This is a genomic window from Mesorhizobium sp. RCAM 05104 (genome assembly GCF_059683645.1).
The window spans coordinates 2,405,594-2,422,427 of record NZ_CM185033.1 but is presented as its reverse complement, the minus strand read 5'-3'; the positions used below and the strand labels follow the sequence as shown (position 1 = coordinate 2,422,427).

The following is a 16,834-nucleotide window of genomic DNA, read 5'->3' as shown; positions in this document are numbered from 1 at the left end:
GCTCGCCGGCACCATCAGTCGCTCGACGAAGGCGGCTCCCGGCCGCCCATCGAGCGCCAAGCCATGATGGAGGACGTGCGCTCCAGCGGGCAGGTTCGGCGAGACCTGCGAGGGGACCGGCGCAGCTCACAGAACGACTATGTCGCAGTATCTGCCGGTCACAGCGCCGCGAAAAACCATGAAAAGCGCGAGAACTCGTTTCTCAGAGGTGGGGTCGCGAGGCTATTCGCGCTGCCAAAAAGTATTCGGCACTTGTTGAGCATCGCACAAGGTGATTCGTGTCAGCGAGAAGTTAGTGGTCAACACTTGGGGTGAGCTACATGAACAAAGTCTATAGCGATGCGGGCTCGGCGCTCGACGGTTTGCTGTTTGACGGGATTTTGATTGCGGCGGGTGGATTTGGTCTTTGCGGCATACCGGAACTTTTGATCGGCGCGATCCGGGATGCGGCCACGAAGGCGCTGACAATCGCTTCGAACAATTGTGGCGTCGACGACTTTGGCCTCGGCCTGCTGCTGAAGACGAAGCAGATCAAGAAGATGATCTCGTCCTATGTCGGCGAGAACGCCGAGTTCATGCACGAGTACCTTAGGGGCGAACTGGAGCTCGAATTCAGCCCTCAGGGCACGCTGGCTGAGCGCATGCGCGCCGGCGGCGCCGGCGGCGCCGACATTGCCGGCTTCTACACGAAGACCGGAGTGGGCACCGTGGTCGCTGAGGGCAAAGAGCATAAGTCCTTCAACTGCGAAACCTATGTGCTCGAGACGGGCATTGTCGCCGACCTGTCGATTGTGAAGGCGTGGAAGGCGGATACCTTCGGCAATCTCGTCTTTCGCAAAACGGCGCGCAACTTCAACCCGCCGGCCGCTACCTGCGGCAGGATCTGCGTCGCCGAGGTCGAGGAGATCGTACCGGTTGGCAGCCTCGGTCCCGACCAGATTCACCTGCCCGGCATCTACGTGCACCGCCTGATCCAAGGCGTGCACGAGAAGCGCATCGAACAGCGCACAATGGTCGCGGCGGCCTGAGCGAGGAGGAATCAATGGCTTGGGATCGGAACCAGATGGCGGCACGGGCCGCCCGCGAAATTCAGGACGGCATGTCGGTCAATCTTGGCATCGGCATTCCCACCCTGGTCGCCAATCACATTCCCGAAGGCGTCCGGGTGACGCTGCAATCAGAGAACGGCTTGCTCGGTATCGGCCCGTTTCCGACCGAAGACGAGATCGATGCCGGCCTCATCAATGCCGGGAAGCAGACGGTGACCGCACTGCCGCATTCGGCTTTTTTCGACTCGGCGCAAAGCTTCGCGATGATCCGCGGCGGCAAGATCGCGATGGCAATTCTCGGGGCGATGGAAGTGGCCGAGAACGGCGACCTCGCCAACTGGATGATTCCCGGCAAGCTCGTCAAGGGCATGGGCAGCGCTATGGATCTCGTCGCTGGCGTGAAGCGGGTAGTGGTGGTCATGGACCACACCAACAAAGCCGGCGAATCGAAGGTGCTGAAAGCTTGCACCCTGCCGCTGACCGGCCAGCGCGTGGTCGATCGGATCATCACAAATCTTGGCGTGCTCGACGTCGTCGAAGGCGGGCTCGCCGATGGCGTGAGCGACGGTGCGCTTCGCAGCGCGACCGAAGCAACCGTCGTCAACTGAGGGTTGGCGCGTCGCCGCCGGAGCCAGGGCTCAGTTCTAAAAACAGAGGAAGCCTTATGAGAACAACCTCAATCATGGTCGCCAGCGCGGCGCGCACGCCCGTCGGTTCCTTCAACGGCGCCTTTGCCGCCACCCCGGCGCATGAGCTTGGCGCCGTGGTCATCAAGGAACTGCTGTCGCGTTCCGGTGTCGAGCCGGCGGAGGTCGACGAGGTCATCCTCGGCCAGGTGCTGACCGCGGCTCAGGGCCAGAACCCCGCCCGCCAGGCATCTATCAATGCCGGCCTGCCAAAAGAAACCACCGCCTGGGGCCTCAATCAGGTTTGCGGCTCCGGTCTGCGCGCCATCGCGCTTGGCATGCAGCAGATCGCCACCGGCGATGCCAAGGTGATCGTCGCCGGCGGGCAGGAATCGATGTCACTGGCCCCGCACGCTCAACACCTGCGTGCTGGCGTCAAGATGGGCGACTACAAGATGATCGACACCATGATCAAGGACGGGCTGTGGGATGCCTTCAATGGCTACCACATGGGCAACACAGCCGAAAACGTCGCTCGCCAGTTCCAGATTGCCCGCGAGGACCAGGACCGGCTCGCATTGGCCTCCCAGAACAAGGCAGAGGCCGCGCAGAAGGCCGGCAAGTTCAAGGACGAGATCGTGGCTTTCACCGTCAAGGGCAAGAAGGGCGACACGACCGTCGACCAGGACGAATACATCCGCCGCGGCGCCACGATCGACGCCATGACCAAGCTAAGACCGGCCTTCGACAAGGACGGCACGGTGACCGCCGCCAATGCCTCCGGCATCAATGACGGCGCCGCCGCCGTGCTGCTGATGACCGAAGCGGAAGCCGCAAAGCGCGGCATCACGCCGCTGGCGCGCATCGTCTCCTGGGCGACCGCCGGCGTCGATCCGCAGATCATGGGCACCGGGCCTATTCCCGCCTCGCGCAAGGCGCTGGCCAAGGCCGGCTGGTCGGTCGGCGATCTCGACCTGGTCGAGGCCAACGAGGCCTTCGCCGCCCAGGCCTGTGCCGTCAACAAGGACATGGGCTGGGACCCGTCCATCGTCAACGTCAATGGCGGCGCCATCGCCATCGGCCATCCCATCGGCGCGTCCGGTGCCCGCATCTTCAACACGCTGGTCTACGAGATGAGGCGCCGCGGCGCCAAGAAAGGCCTCGCCACGCTCTGCATCGGCGGCGGCATGGGCGTCGCCATGTGCGTGGAAGGGCAGTGAGCGTGCAGTCGCGATGGCCGCCGACGCATTCCGGCTTTGCGATGTGTCGCTTGCGGGCTCAGGCAGCAGCCGTTGCGCGCACATCGAGCGGGAACGCGCCATCGCCGTGGAGGGTTTGCTTGAGAGCAACATCTTTATTCCGGTCGGTCATGACAGCGGCCCCTATCGTCTCACCCTCGCATTGGAGAACGCGCGCTTGGCACTGCATATCGCCACCGAGGAGGGAGCCCATATCGTGAGCCATTATCTTTCTCTAGGCCCCTTACGCCGGCTTCTCAAGGATTACATCCTGACCTGCGAGAGCTATTACGACGCAGTGCCGCGCACGAGCCCCGCCATGTTCGAAGCGATCGACGTGGGTCGCCGCGCCATTCACAACGACGCCTCCGAGCTGCTGAGGGAGCGGCTCGCCCCGAAGGTGACTGTCGACAGCGACACCGCCCGACGGCTGTTCACCCTGATCTACCTGCTGCTCATGCAAAACGCCACCTATCTCGCTCTGCTGGGATGAAACGAAGGCGGAGCACTGTCAGCGCAGTAAGAAGCAAGCGATCAACGTGCATTCTCAATCGGGACGCATCCAGTAGTTAAAAGAGGATAGGCATCTGAGCGCAATCCGAGAATGCTGCCCACGCGTTTGATCAGAATCCGAAAACAGTCACTTCTTGCCGCTGCCGTCCGGTCCCCCCATCGACCGCGACGTTTTCGCGGCGCGCCCTGCCGGTTTACCTCCCGACCGGCAGGGCGCCTTTTCTGAGACGCTGGAAGGTGAACTGGCTTTTGCGACTGAATAGGCTGGGAGCAGCAATACGGATTATGTCGAACCCATATGACGACCATCACATATATTACCTGCAGCTTTCCCTCCAGCAGAAGCCACCAAACGTGGACTCGCCTCTGAACGCTGCGAGCACTTTGGCGAATGTCTGGGGCTTGGAGCGCGAACGCCGACTGGCGCAGGTGTTACGCGGCAGTGCTCTTGCACGATTGTCAATGTCCTACCGCTGCCGCGTGACTCTTCACGTGATACGTTGCCGGAGAGTCAAGGAAAGCTGCTGACAAGGACAGACATGCAAGCTGTCTTCGAGAGATTTTTGGAACGGCTTTCAGAAAGCGTCGATGAGGCTGATCTCCGCGGCGCCTTGGCCGATATCGCCTCAGGACTCGATCTGCTCGCTTTTGCCTACCTCTCCTTGCCACCGCGGCCTAATGACAAGCCCACGCTGATCTCGAATTATCCGGCGCCCTGGACAGCACGCTATCTTGAGAACCGGTATCAGAGTGTCGACCCGGTCATTGTGCGTGCACGCTGTGGCGGATGCACATTTCGATGGGGATCCGATCTGAGCGGCGAGGGTTCAGGGGCTCAGGTTTTCGAAGAAGCGGCGCGGTTTGGCATCTGCTGCGGCGTGACGATCCCGATTATCGATCGCCGAGGGAATTTTGCGGCGATGACCTTTGCCGCTGACAAGCCCGATCCTGTATTTTTCCGCGCCGCAGAACGCTATGAACAAGGTCTCCCGTTTATCGCGAGTTGTTTTCATATGTTCGTTCGCCGCAAACTGTCCGCCGAGCGAATGATCGATGGTGTCTCGCTGACGCCGCGCGAATACGAGTGCCTGCAATGGGCAGCCCGAGGCAAGTCGGCCTGGGAAATCGGCTGCATCCTGGGGATCAAGCGGCGCACGGCTGCGTTCCATCTCGACAACGCCCGCAGGAAGCTTGGCGTGACGACCACCAAACAGGCGATTGCGCGCCTCGCCGGTTCGGGTTTTTCGGTTCACTGACAAGTCAGCCTCACCTGTGCAGCTGTACAGGCTGCCCTGGGGTGAAGGTTCGCCTCCAATGGCGGGGAAATTTCCCCCGCGAGGAGGCCTTTGATGATCCAACTTATTACGCCCGACTGCTACGACGACGTTGCCGACGAACTGCATGCAATGCATCGCCTGCGCTACCGCGTCTTCAAGGAACGGCTCGACTGGGACGTGCGAGCCGATGGCAGCTACGAGATCGATTCCTTCGACGCGCTCAGACCGCACTACCTGGCTGCGCGGTTTCGACGGTTCGTCGATGGTTGCGTGCGCCTTCTGCCCTCGACCGGCCCGACTATGCTTCGCGACACCTTCCGGTGCTTTTGGAGGGGGAAACCGCGCCCGAGGACCCGCGCATCTGGGAAAGCAGCCGCTTCGCCCTCGACATTGCTTCGTCTGCACCGAAAGGAGTGGGCGGCATTGCCGTCGGCACCTACGAGCTCTTCGCCGGCATGATCGAGTTCGGCCTGTCGCGCCGACCAGCCACATCGTCACCGTCACCGACTTGCGCATCGAGCGCATCCTTCGGCGAGCCGGATGGCCGCTTGAGCGGATCGGAGAGCCGCACACGATCGGCGTCACGCGCGCGCTGGCCGGCTATCTCGAAGTGTCGAAAGACTGCACGTTGTGCAGCGAAACGCTGGCATGGTCGGTCCGGTGCCACGGGCGCCGGTGCTTCGTCGCGTCGCATGATCTTTCCACGCGACTGGGGCGGGCAGGGGTAGCGCGGTCATGCAGACATCTGTTGCGACAGAGACCGATCCGCCCGACTGGTGGCATGAAAGATCATACGACTATACCGCTCAGCTGACGCTGCGCGGTTGGGCCTGGGAGTTCTTGCGGCGCAATCCGGCATTCCAGCGTGATCTGCTCGCCGCGCTCCGGCAGGCCAACAGTTTCTCGCGCGGAGCACCCGTCGAGGTGATCGCGTCGGCCGGCGACCTGTTGCGCTGGGGTGTTTTGTTTCGCTGAATCCCAGGGGCGCAGGGCGGCCGTGTTCTGGAGTCCGCGCCGCTGCGCAAATGTCCTGCCGGTCATTGCGGAACAGCCATCTTCATCGTCGACGGCATCGCCGTTCGAACTGACGGCATTGCCATGTCGTGCGGCGGTCCTGATGGTGCCCGACAAGAGCCAGCATGTTCTTCTTGGCAATGCGGAGCGCAGCCTCCAGATCGCTGTCTCGGGTGCGGACATCCTGCAGCCAGTTTCACCTGCGTGCCGAGGCGATCTGGCCCCCAGCGCTTTTGAAGCATCGCCTGTGTGTCGCGTTGCCTCAAGGAAAATGTTACCGCGCGGGTTCGTTGCCTCACCTAAAATATTACCCGTGAAGGCGCATGTCGCCATGGTGCCTTCACCACCAGGGAGGCAACATGAAGACGAAGATGACACATGCCATGCGTATGGAACTGGCCAATGCGGTCAGGGATCGCTATGCGGCCGCGACGACCAAGGACAAGCGCCGGATCTTGGAGGAGTTCATTGCGGCGACGGGGTATCACGAAAAGTCCGCAATCCGTGTCCTGAACAGCCGCCCGGAGCCGAAGCACCGTCAGACCCGCCAACGCCCGTCGCTCTATGATGAGGCCGCTCGGGCCGCCTTGATTGTGCTGTGGGAAGCTTCAGATCGAGTCTGCGGCAAGCGCCTCAAGGCACTGCTGCCCATTCTATTGCCGGCGCTGGAACGCAATGGGCATTTGAAGCTCGAGGAGGAGATACACCACAAGGTCCTGTCGATGAGCGCCGCGACGATCGACCGCTTGCTCCAGATGCCAAGGCGCACCATGCGTACGAAAAAGCCGCCAAGGGTTATGCCAGAGCCCCGGCGGCGCATCAAAATGCGCACCTTTGCCGACTGGAACGAGCCGCTGCCCGGCAGCATGGAGATGGACCTGGTCGCTCATTGCGGGGAAGTCAACCGCGGTAGCTACGTTCACAGCCTGGTTCTGACCGACATCGCGAGCGGATGGACGGAGGCCGCGCCCATCGTGGTCCGAGAAGGTACCCTCGTGGTCGAGACACTCGATCGGATCCGCACGGGCTTGCCCTTTGCCCTGAGAGCGCTGGATGTGGATAATGGCAGCGAGTTCGTCAACAACAGGCTGATCGAATATTGCCTTGGTCACGGCATCGAACTCACTCGCTCGCGGCCTTACCGTAAGAACGACCAAGCGTGGATAGAGCAGAAAAATGGCGCCGTAGTACGGAAGCTCCTGGGGTATCGGCGCTTCGAGGGCTTGGCGGCGGCCAGAGCGATCACGCGCCTCTACGCGGCATCCCGGCTGTTCGTGAACTTCTTCCAGCCCTCGTTCAAGCTGGCTGCCAAACAGCGTGACGGTGCGAAGGTAGCTAAGCGCTATCATCCACCGCAGACTCCCTGCGAGCGTCTCCTGCAGGCGGAGGCTATCCCGATGGCCGCCAAGAGCAAGCTGCGCGAGATCGCCGGCGACCTCGATCCGCTGAAGCTGCTGGAGGAGATGCGAGCTGTCCAGGCTTATCTGGCGGCGCTGGCTGACGGCGAAACACCGCCACCGGCGACATTGGAACCGCCCAACCTGGCCGCGTTCGTAGCCAGCCTATCGAGCGCCTGGCATGCGGGCGAGATCCGTCCGACCTTCTCCATTGAGGCCAAACCGCGTTACCTGCGAAGTCTACAAAAGGTCTCGACACAAACCCTTATTGCGAGTCCCTCGCCGACGCTCAAACCGGTGATCCCACCCACTCCTCCCGTGACAGCCGCGAAGATGCAGGAGAAGCCGAAGCTGGTCTACGCCGAGCCTGGCCAAGCCCGCGTCCAGGCGCTCCGCATGGTGTGGCCGATCGTTTGTCGCCGATTGGAGGAATTCCCCAACATCAACGCCACGCAGCTCTTCGAGGAGCTGTGCGTCCAGTTTCCAGGTCGATTTACCCGCAAGCAGTACAAAACACTCGTTCGACGGGTCAATCTCTGGCGCCAAGCGGCTCGCGCCCGCGGTGTTGTCGTTGGGCCAAAGACTTATCGTCGGCTCAACGACAAACCGCGCGGCCGACGTCCCGACATCTTTAAGGACCATTGGGAAGAGATGGCACGATGCCTTGAAGAGCGTCCGGATCAGACCGCACTTGAACTTCTCGTCGAGTTCCAGGTCCGTTATCCCGGACGATACAGCTTGCACCAGCTTCACACGTTGCAGAAGCGAGTAAGGGCGTGGCGACAACAAGCCGTGCAGCGGCTCATCGGCGAAGTCAGCAGCCTAGCGCCGTATGTCGCTTCAGATTCCGCACGCCTGGCGAGCGGGTAACATTCTTGATGAGGCACTCGGTAACAAAATTAGGTGAGGCAACACGACACCTGTGGGCACTCGAGTGCCTCAATGCCCTTTGTGCTTACGGCGAATTGCCTGCCCGCTTGGTTCCGCCGGAAAAACGCGGCCCCCGATTGAACTTCGTTCTTCGCGCCCTCGACGGATCGCTCGCCGAAGCGTCACATCGCGAGATCGCTGAAGTGCTGATCGGTGAGAGGCGCGTCCTCGCCGACTGGACGGATCCTCGCGATCACCTCCGCGACCGCATCCGCCGCGCCGTCTCTCGCGGCCGTGCGCTCATGAATGGCGGGTACAGAGACTTCCTTGTTTGAAAAACGTCATAGTCCGCGCCGTGCGTCAGCCGGCGAACAGTTCCTTGTAGCCGGTCGTCATCATCCAGTTCGCGCGGTCGATATGGCTGCGAAGAGCCTTGCGGGCGCGGACCGGCTCAAGGGCTGCGTCGATGCCGAGAATGAGATCGGCCATCTCCTCTTCGCTGGCATTGTCGGCGCAGGCGTCCAGGATCCGCAGGTAGATCCTGAAATGCTCCCTGTCATAGGCTGTGAGACTCTCCGACCAGGGGACTTCGTCGCGAAGCGTTGAGCCTTGAGTCCCATCTGTTCCCGTTGATCGATTCATGTCTGCTGTAAACCTCGCATGTCGATCCCTGGATCCATGCAGAATATCCCAAACTGGGATAATCCGAAACTGGGATTAGTCGCTGAGCCGGTCTTTACGTGACCGATTCGCCGACATGCCCAAATCTCTTCGATCGCCCCGCCACCAGCGGTTTCTGGCCCAGCTAATATCGCTGCGCAACGCCAAAGGCCTCCCAGGCGCAGGTAGCTGAGAAGCTTGGTCGGCCGCAATCCTTCGTGGCCAGGTACGAGGGTGGAGAGCGACGTCTCGATATCATTGAGTTTCTCGACGTAACTGCGGCGCTTGAGGTTGATGCGTGCGAGATTCTGGCCAGCCTGCGGACGTAGCGGGTGCCCGCGCGCCTCACGGCGCACTGGGTGCTCGTGAACCGAGCCCGCTTTTCTTCGGCAGGCTCAGGCGGTCTCGGCCATTCGGCTTCGCCCCCTGCCGCGGGCAGCCTGTGGGCTGCTGACGGTCGCCGGCCAGACGGCCGTCGCGGTTTGTTTGTTGGCCTTCCCCGGTGGCGCGGGGTGGGCGGCTCTCCCTTCTAGGCCCGCCGCGGCAGCGAGGCGGATGTGAGCCACACCCCCCATCCAGTACCCCGACCATCATCGGTTCAACGACTGTGAGGGTGAATAAGGCCGCGATGGCGGCGTCGATCGCGTTGCCGCCGGCAGCGAACATTTCCGCCCCCGCGGCGGAAGCGAGCGGGTGATTGGTCACCACCATGCCACGCGAACCGGTCGCCGGTTGTTTTCTCGGGTGAAGGTGGCGCCCGCAGGACGTCGGCTCGATGCGTGTTCGGCCTAGGGGATGCCGGTTCCGAAATACCGCGTGTGGGCGACATCGAGGATACGAGTAACCAAGCTCGAGAAGCTGTGTCCGGCGGCCGTGTCAATACCGGGTGAACTTTCCTCAAAAGTGCCGAAGTAAAATTCCCCAATTATGCCGTCTCGGACGGCATGGAGAATTGGGTATTTTTCGGCGGCCGCCCTCGCGGCCGTGATGGTGGGGCGAAGGACGGTGGAGTAATCAGGGCTTTCGAACGGACGTGTTCAGGCATCAATTCGGCATGTTGGCGCAGCCTGTAGCTTGATCCTTCGATCTGAACGACGACGGCATGATGCAAAAGCCTGTCGAGAAGCGCGGTGGCGACCACGGCGTCTCCAAAAACATCGCCCCACTCTGCAAAGCCGCGATTGGACGTCAGGATCATTGCCCCTTTCTCGTAGCGGGCGTTGACGAGCTGGAAGAACAGGTTGCCGCCGCCGGCGATGACCGGGAGATAACCGATCTCATCGACGATCAGCAGACCTGGCCTGCAGAAGAAGCGGATGCGTTCTTGCAGCCGTCCCTCGCGCTCGGCCCTGGACAGCGCTGCGATGAGATCGGCAAGCGTACAGAAGTAGACGCTCTTGCCGGCTTTGACAGCCTCGACGCCGAGCGCCACGGCGAGATGGCTTTTGCCGGTTCCCGGCGGCCCGAGGAAATGGACGGCCTCGTGCCTTTCGACGAAACCCAGTTGCGCGAGCGTGAAGATCCGATCGCGATCGAGGGAGGGCTGGAAAGTGAAATCGAAGCCGGCGAGCGTTTTGATGGTTGCCAGCCGACCCATCCGCAGCGCCGTCTTTATGCGACTGTTCTCGCGCAGGGTCAGCTCTTCGGAAAGGAGAATGTCGATCGCTTCGAGTGCCGACAGCTCGCCATGCTCCAGGCGGCGGACAATATGGTCGAGCGCTTCAAGGGCACGTGGCATCTTCAAGCCGACAAGGTCATGGCGAATGCGGTCGATCATCGACGGCACGGCATCGAGAGCGGCGTTCATGGGCGGTTCTCCTGCGCCATGGCTCTGGCGACGGCGTCATAGAAGGCGAGCGGCCGCTGCGTGACCCGGTCTCCGGATCCATGAAGAATGATCTCGTCATTGTTGACGCGCGATCGCGATCGCGGCGGTGAGCGAAGGGTTCTGTGTCCTGGTTCGACGCGGCGCTGATGGCGACCTTCCAACACCGGATGGACAGCAATCAGCGCGCCGTCTTCGAAGATTCGAACCTCATTGGCCAAGGTGTGAACCTCGACGAGCCGCCTTCTGGTGGCGTCGGGCACGCTGTATGCGTTTCCACCGACACTCACCATGCCCTCTCGGGATATCCTTCGCTCAAGCCGCAGAACCGATCGGAACGGAGCCAGCGGCAAGGGACGCAGATGAAGGCGCTCTTCCGCGAAGGCCTCGACGACGACGCGCTGCGTTGTGGCGTGCACGCGCGGATTGGCAACGGCATCCAGCCATTGCCGCAGTTGGGTGTTAAGATCATCAAGGTTACGAAACGAGCGCGCCAGGAAGAAGTCTTCACGAATATAGCGAAATGGTCGCTCGACCTTTCCCTTCGTCTTGGCGCGATATGGTTTGCAGGCCTTTGGATGAAAGCCGAAATGGCGGGCGAGATCGAGCAGAGCACGGTTATAAACAATGCCGCCCGTTTCGCCTTCGCCGATGACCGCTGTCTTCATCCGGTCGTAAAGGATCTCGCGCGGGACGCCGCCGATCGCATCGAACGCCGCCGCGTGGCATCGCAACACCGTCGGCAGATCCTGATGCATGGCAAAGCGCGCCCAGATGAGACGGCTATAGCCCAGCACCATAGAAAACAGCCAGACGATCCTGGGGGTTGCCGGCTCGTCGGTGAAGACGACATGGAATTGGGCGAAATCCACCTGTGCCTGTTCGCCGGGAGCTGTTTCAAACCGAACTTCAAAGCCGGCTTCTGAGGTCGGACGAACGTCTCTGAGGAAGTCCGTGACGGTAGTGTAGCCACCGGCGTACCCACGATCCTTCAGTTCTCGCAAGAGCCGCCGACCGCTAAGGCCGGGATAGGCAGCAACCCGTTCACGCAGATAGGTGGTGAAGGGATCAATCACCGTCGCCCGCGGCTTTCTTGGTCCATAGGCAGGCGCCTCAAGGCCACGCTCGATGTATTTGCGGATTGTCTTTCGATCGACGCCGGTCTGCCTGGCGATCGCTGACACCGACAGCCCCTGCCGGTGCATATCCAAGATCATGACTATCTCCCCGAGTTTGATCACCGCCATTCCCCTCTCGACCATCGAGAGCAGTATCGGTGATGACGCGCCGCCGGTCCTCCGGGGCGCGCCCCGGAGGACCGGCGGCAACACTAGACTGAGGAAGATTCAAACGGCACTTCTGGGGAGTATTGATCCGGTATCGACAGGCCGTCGTGGCCAGGACATAACTGCTGCCCATACCGAGCACCGGCATGGAGTTGATTTCCAGGACAAAGGGCTGGCCGGAGTGGTCGATTCGGAGGTCTACGCGGGCGTAATCCCGGCAATGGCAGGCACGGAAGGTCGCAACCGAAATATCCCGCAGCACCGTTGCAAGCTTGCTCCCGATTTGCGCCGGGCAAATCGTCTGCGGCGCCGCGGTCGCCACGTGCTTCGCTTCCCAAGTCATGAGACGCGCTTCGCGCTCGCCGAAGTCCAGCTCCACCGGAGGCAACACCTCGAGATCTCCGTTTCCCAGCAGCGCGACCCAGATTTCCCGCCCCTCGATGTATTCTTCCACGAGCGCATCCTGCGAATACTGCGTGACGATCACTTCCACGGCGTGCCTCAGCTGAGCAGGCTCATGTACGAGCTGCACTCCGAAGCTGGCGAGTTCGTGACGGGGCTTCACTACCACTGGGAATCGCAGGTCGCCGGTATTCTCGGTGCCGCGGCGCATGACGCGGAAGTTCGGCGTCGGCACGCCGCAATCGGTGATGAGTCTCTTGGTGATGACTTTATCGAACGCCAGCCCATGCCCGAGCGGGCTCGATCCGGTGTACGGAACGCCGGCCATCTCGAGCATGGCCGGAACGTGGGTCAAACGGCACTCGCCCTGAATTCCATACGCCATGTTGAAGACGAATCCGGAGGGACAGGCTTGGGGATCGGGCGGCATGAACCGCTCGAGCGTAGCGAGCAGTCCTTTATCGCCTTCGCACAGCAGCGTCTCGTGGCCGCCCTCTTGCAGTGCCGCCGCGACGCTTTCGACCATCTCGTGGTCGTATTCCTCCGGAGAAGACTGACCGAACCGGTTGATCACGCCCGTATAATCATGGTTCCACACCACGGCTATTCGCATAAGATACTCCCTGGATGTTTTCTCGCTATTGCGTTCATACGCTCGGATTTGGTTGATCGAAGGGAACAGCTCGTCTGGACCCCTCGCGCCCCGCCGGTACGGCCGGCCGAGCGGCGAACGGACTTGCTCCCTCCAGCATCCGGAGCCAGTATGCCGACTGACGTTTCAGCACCTCGCCCAACAGCCAACGGCGCTGCCAAAACCGGGTAAAAGGCATACTGCACCGGCAACGGCGTCAGCCGATCCGCGCGGCCGCCCCGGGCCGCGGCGTAGAGCTCGCAGGGCTCGCGTGTCAGGATCGTCCGCGACCAGTCGTCCGAGACCATGTGATGCATGGTGATCAGAAGCGCATGATCGTCCACCGCCAGGCGCAGCAACCGTCCGCGGATCAGCGGCCCGGCTTCCAGGTCGAACTCCGCCTGCGCTTCATGCCGCATCAGCTCCGCGAGCGTCGCCTCCACATTCGCTACCGCTGTCAGATCGTCTCGTTTCAGCGGCAGGCCCACGTCCGCCGGCCCGATCCGCTGGAACGGCTCGCCGTCCTCCACACCGAAGGTGGTGTGCAGCACCTCGTGACGCGCCACTACCCCGTCCAAAGCCGATTGCAGTGCCGCCTGGTCTAGCTCGCCGCGAAGCCGAAGCCCAACCTGGATGTGACAGGCCTTGCTGCCGCCCGCCCGACGCGACAGGAACCAAAGCCGCTGCTGCGGGAATGACAGCGGCATCCGCGACGGACGCGGCAACGCTTCGATTGGCGGGACAGCACTCAACAGTGCAGTCTCTATCGCATCGAGTTGCATCGTTTGAGCAAGTTTCATATGGACCTCCTCGGCCGGAGACCGCCAGACCGCAATAGTCAAAACGGATGCTTCACCATGTCCCCTACAATCGGCGTGCCACCGAAGAGGTTGTGCGAGTAAGAGGGCAAACCATGTGTTTTATGCCGCAACGGCCGAATGCTTGCGCCTCCGCGTGTCGAGTCCCGAACATGACGTTTTTAATCGGACACGGCTGACACAGAACGTCGAATGACGAAGTTGTCACTTGGAACTTGTATGAGCTGTCGAGAAAGCCGCGAATGCTCGTGGCGATCGCCCTGGCAAAGATGGCGTGGGCGATCAGGGCGATGCTCAGAACAAATGAGGATTATCGGAATCCGGCGTCGGCTGCGGCTGCATAATCGACCTGCAGCAAACAGCCCGGCGCCGGTAAAGGGGGTGAGAAGGCGACGACCCGAATGGGCGCAACGATCGAACAGATCTGGATCAGGAAACCCAGCTGGAGCCAAAGAGCCAATGCGCTCGTTGTTGAGAATTGGATCTGCAGATCACCATACCGACCAGCGGCTTCTGGAATGCCGCACATGAAGGCCTGACAGAAGACCGCACTCGATCCACACGTCGAAAAGGGCCAGAAGCCTCTTGCATTCCGGGCGGCAACCACAGAAGGCTCCACAGCTAATAGGGCTTGATCTCATCGAGTGGCCAAATCGGGCGCCGGACACGGTGGTACCTTGATAGGGGGGCGGATCCCAGCATCCCGCCGCCGTCGACCCCGATTACCTCGCGCGCGATCGGTTCCAACGCCGCACGGAAATGATGATAAGACTTCACTACTATGGTCGCGCAGTGAAGCGGGTCGATACCGAGGGAGGTGAGCTGGGCGAGGTCGGTCGCTTGGCCGTTCCGCGTGATCACCGCGACTTCGACGCCGCCAACGCGTAGCATAAGGCTCGGCCCATAATTGCGCCATTGGCCTCCGCCCATAGGTCCATAGCAGCGAAAATGCCCGTCAGTGATGGAGACAATCTGCGCCTCGACTTCGAGCGGCCCTCCGCCCGCCTCGGGGGCGTACTTACCGCCGAGCAGGATGCGCCCCTTGTTCCCGATGCCGATGGCAATACCGGTCTGCACGGCGGCCGGATCGAAAATCGCATGGAAGGCGGCGTTCTGGAGATCGGCCGCGATCATCGCGCGAAGCAGGTTCGTCGTATCGCCGTAAGCACCGCCCCCGGGATTGTCGCTGACATCAGCGAGCACCAGTGGCTTGTCGGCGCCCGCCTCACCGGATTTGGCGCGTTCCACCGCCTCGTCGATGCTAATAGCTGTGTGGCTGACGGAGACAAACTCACGTGTCTCCCAAGCATAGTCCATAAATTCCTCGGCGATGCGCTGCGCCTCGGTGGTATCGCCCTCGGCAGTAACGGTGACGCTGGGCCCGACATCGTAAATGTCGCTTAGAGAGAACCCGGCGCAGACGCTGACCACGAGCGCCTTGCCAGAGGCTTCCAGCGCCTCGCCGCGCTCAATCAGCTCGCGCATCGGGCCTACCTGAGTGCGCCCATAATCAAGACCGTGCAGCATCGGGCGTTTGGCGATGACGGTGCGCGGACGGATCTCGCCGCGAAGAGCGCGGTTGAGCAACTCGGCCGCCTGCCAAGCGCGTTCATAGTAGTCGATATGAGGATATGTGCGCACGGCAATCAGCGCCGAGGCGTTCGTCGCCATCTTCTCCGTGACGTTGGCATGCAGGTCGAGCGTGACGACGATCGGCGCATCGGGGCCGAGGACTGTACGAAGGCGGGCCAGGATCTCGCCCTCCGCGTCCTCATAGCCCTCAGCGACCATCGCACCGTGGAGGTCAATAAGCGCGCCATCGCAGCCCTCAGCGCCTGCAAGGAACCAGGAGCAGAGTTGCTCAAAAGTTTCCTTCGTCACCGTTCCCCCCGGGTTGGCGCTAGAGACGAGCGAATGGGAGAGCGTCCAGTCAAATTTGTCCGCCGCCTCGAACGTCGCGCCGAGCGCGGTGCGCGTGCCGCGCCACGCCGGCGGAATCTCGTCGCCCAGCAGCAATCCCGAGGCCCGGAATTGGTCGAGCCTGGTCGGTATTTTGTTGAAGGTGTTAGTCTCCTGGGAGATTTGGCCAGTGAGGACGCGGTAGTTCATAGGACCTCTTTCGGTGCTAGGGACGGACCTGGAGCATAGGCTCAGGACAAGGGATGGCTCACCTGTTAGAGGCAAGGGTCAATGCAAGCACTAATGGTCGAGCGTCGTCCAAGGACAGAGCGCAAGTCTCGCGGCCGGACGGCCCAAGTTAGCTGTCCAGCTGGGGGGTCGAGCTGGGCTGCAGTTCGGACATCCAAACGCCGTCCTCAATGGGGCCCTTGTTCGCCCGGCGCGCAACAGCCCCGGCCCAGTCGCTCGGCGCAAGCTCGGCATTGAAGCCAATCTTGCGCAGCGTGGCCGCCGGAAGCTGTGATGCCTTGTCGGCCGGCGGCCGGTCCGTTGTCTGGAGAATCACGACCTTCTCGCCTGCATATCCGGCCTCCTCGAACACTTGCCTGCCCTTTTCCGGATCGCCGCCCTTCTTGAACCATCCCGTGTTTCGTCGCTGGAGACCGATGCTTCGTTTCCAAACGTCGAAGTGACGGTGTTGAAGTATTTTGGGTCGCCGAATGCGGCGCGCACCATCGCCTTCTGATCGACCAAGTGCAGCAGCGTTTGGCGCGCCTTCACGGTGTCGAACGGCTTTTGCAGACAGTTTATGCGCAAGTACATGTCTTCGCCCGCATTGTTCAGAACTTGGAGTTCAAGCTCGGGATCGCTCTCGATCTCTGAGAAAAGATCTGTGAGAGGCGCTTCAACGTAATCAATCTCACCCGCTTGCAAGGCGGCGGAAGCAGTCTGTTGATCGGCAATATTGTCCCAGATGACATGATCGACCTTCACGATCTTCCCGCCCGCCAGTCCGTCTGGCGCCTCCTTGCGTGGCCGCTCTCCAACGCAGACCTGACCGGGAGACGACATTTTTAACGGTAATGCCTGGGGGAGGAGAGTTTGCGCCAAAATGCGTTGGCAGCTGAAATACGCACCGCACACAGCGGCGCGGTTTGAAATGAGCCTGACCTCTGGCTCAAACCGGTTCTCATGTTGAAGAACACGTGCAAAATGCCCCGCGATAAACGATTCCATCAAGCCTGATGAACTGCATTGGGTCCTCCCGTACGTGCAACGGAGATGCCGGGTCGGTGTAGACCTTCTGAAACTCTTTCAGGACCCAGTGCG

The 16,834-nt window shown here is 61.5% G+C and carries 18 protein-coding genes and 1 pseudogene; 10 read left to right on the top strand and 9 right to left on the bottom strand.

Annotated features, from left to right (window positions below):
• Window positions 1-320 precede the first annotated feature (320 nt).
• The 10 genes from AC56QP_RS12035 (at window position 321) to AC56QP_RS11990 (ending at window position 8,319) form a co-directional block, all read left to right on the top strand.
• A complete protein-coding gene (locus tag AC56QP_RS12035; RefSeq protein WP_489859556.1) occupies window positions 321-1,028 on the top strand; it encodes a CoA transferase subunit A in 708 nt (235 codons plus the stop codon).
• Window positions 1,029-1,042: 14 nt separating this feature from the next.
• Window positions 1,043-1,657, top strand: coding sequence for a 3-oxoacid CoA-transferase subunit B (locus AC56QP_RS12030; RefSeq protein ID WP_489859557.1), 615 nt, complete (start codon window positions 1,043-1,045; stop codon window positions 1,655-1,657).
• A 56-nt stretch (window positions 1,658-1,713) separates the two neighbouring features.
• Window positions 1,714-2,895: an acetyl-CoA C-acetyltransferase gene (locus AC56QP_RS12025; RefSeq protein WP_489859558.1), complete on the top strand. Its 1,182-nt coding sequence runs from the start codon at window positions 1,714-1,716 to the stop codon at window positions 2,893-2,895.
• Window positions 2,896-2,908: 13 nt separating this feature from the next.
• Window positions 2,909-3,406, top strand: coding sequence for a UPF0262 family protein (locus tag AC56QP_RS12020; protein WP_489859559.1), 498 nt, complete (start codon window positions 2,909-2,911; stop codon window positions 3,404-3,406).
• Between the two features lie 559 nt (window positions 3,407-3,965).
• The gene (locus AC56QP_RS12015; protein WP_489859560.1) at window positions 3,966-4,682 is read left to right on the top strand and encodes a LuxR family transcriptional regulator; all 717 of its coding nucleotides are present in this window, start codon (window positions 3,966-3,968) and stop codon (window positions 4,680-4,682) included.
• A 93-nt stretch (window positions 4,683-4,775) separates the two neighbouring features.
• Window positions 4,776-5,162: an acyl-homoserine-lactone synthase gene (locus AC56QP_RS12010; RefSeq protein WP_497100550.1), complete on the top strand. Its 387-nt coding sequence runs from the start codon at window positions 4,776-4,778 to the stop codon at window positions 5,160-5,162.
• Window positions 5,163-5,211: 49 nt separating this feature from the next.
• The gene (locus tag AC56QP_RS12005; RefSeq protein ID WP_489859561.1) at window positions 5,212-5,517 is read left to right on the top strand and encodes an acyl-homoserine-lactone synthase; all 306 of its coding nucleotides are present in this window, start codon (window positions 5,212-5,214) and stop codon (window positions 5,515-5,517) included.
• Window positions 5,439-5,678, top strand: coding sequence for a transcriptional regulator domain-containing protein (locus AC56QP_RS12000; RefSeq protein WP_489859562.1), 240 nt, complete (start codon window positions 5,439-5,441; stop codon window positions 5,676-5,678). The genes AC56QP_RS12005 and AC56QP_RS12000 overlap by 79 nt, the downstream gene beginning before the upstream one ends.
• Before the next feature lie 398 nt (window positions 5,679-6,076).
• Window positions 6,077-7,984, top strand: a complete 1,908-nt coding sequence (locus tag AC56QP_RS11995; protein ID WP_489859563.1) for a DDE-type integrase/transposase/recombinase — start codon at window positions 6,077-6,079, stop codon at window positions 7,982-7,984.
• Window positions 7,985-7,992: 8 nt separating this feature from the next.
• The gene (locus AC56QP_RS11990; protein ID WP_489859564.1) at window positions 7,993-8,319 is read left to right on the top strand and encodes a DUF2285 domain-containing protein; all 327 of its coding nucleotides are present in this window, start codon (window positions 7,993-7,995) and stop codon (window positions 8,317-8,319) included.
• Between the two features lie 25 nt (window positions 8,320-8,344).
• On the opposite strand, the gene AC56QP_RS11985 is transcribed toward AC56QP_RS11990, so the two are convergent.
• The 9 genes and pseudogenes from AC56QP_RS11985 to AC56QP_RS11945 all read right to left on the bottom strand — a co-directional run bounded on the left by AC56QP_RS11985 (window position 8,345) and on the right by AC56QP_RS11945 (window position 16,741).
• The gene (locus AC56QP_RS11985; protein WP_489859565.1) at window positions 8,345-8,626 is read right to left on the bottom strand and encodes a DNA -binding domain-containing protein; all 282 of its coding nucleotides are present in this window, start codon (window positions 8,624-8,626) and stop codon (window positions 8,345-8,347) included.
• Between the two features lie 563 nt (window positions 8,627-9,189).
• Window positions 9,190-9,355, bottom strand: a pseudogene (locus AC56QP_RS11980) (gamma-glutamyltransferase); the annotation flags it as partial.
• A 214-nt stretch (window positions 9,356-9,569) separates the two neighbouring features.
• Window positions 9,570-10,451 (bottom strand): IS21-like element helper ATPase IstB, encoded by an 882-nt coding sequence (gene istB / locus AC56QP_RS11975; protein ID WP_489859566.1) that lies wholly within the window; start codon window positions 10,449-10,451, stop codon window positions 9,570-9,572.
• Window positions 10,448-11,686 (bottom strand): IS21 family transposase, encoded by a 1,239-nt coding sequence (gene istA / locus AC56QP_RS11970; RefSeq protein ID WP_489863615.1) that lies wholly within the window; start codon window positions 11,684-11,686, stop codon window positions 10,448-10,450. The genes istB and istA overlap by 4 nt, the downstream gene beginning before the upstream one ends.
• Window positions 11,583-12,770 carry a D-alanine--D-alanine ligase family protein gene (locus tag AC56QP_RS11965; protein WP_489859567.1) on the bottom strand — a complete coding sequence of 396 codons (1,188 nt, stop codon included), beginning with the start codon at window positions 12,768-12,770 and terminating at the stop codon, window positions 11,583-11,585. The genes istA and AC56QP_RS11965 overlap by 104 nt, the downstream gene beginning before the upstream one ends.
• A complete protein-coding gene (locus AC56QP_RS11960) occupies window positions 12,761-13,588 on the bottom strand; it encodes a condensation domain-containing protein (RefSeq protein WP_489859568.1) in 828 nt (275 codons plus the stop codon). Before AC56QP_RS11960 ends, AC56QP_RS11965 begins: the two co-directional genes overlap by 10 nt.
• A gap of 639 nt (window positions 13,589-14,227) precedes the next feature.
• Complete coding sequence (locus tag AC56QP_RS11955; protein ID WP_497100551.1) at window positions 14,228-15,715, bottom strand: M81 family metallopeptidase; 1,488 nt, start codon at window positions 15,713-15,715, stop codon at window positions 14,228-14,230.
• Window positions 15,716-15,863: 148 nt separating this feature from the next.
• Complete coding sequence (locus tag AC56QP_RS11950) at window positions 15,864-16,070, bottom strand: hypothetical protein (RefSeq protein ID WP_489859571.1); 207 nt, start codon at window positions 16,068-16,070, stop codon at window positions 15,864-15,866.
• Window positions 16,067-16,741, bottom strand: coding sequence for an ABC transporter substrate-binding protein (locus tag AC56QP_RS11945; RefSeq protein ID WP_489863616.1), 675 nt, complete (start codon window positions 16,739-16,741; stop codon window positions 16,067-16,069). The genes AC56QP_RS11950 and AC56QP_RS11945 overlap by 4 nt, the downstream gene beginning before the upstream one ends.
• Window positions 16,742-16,834: the final 93 nt, after the last annotated feature.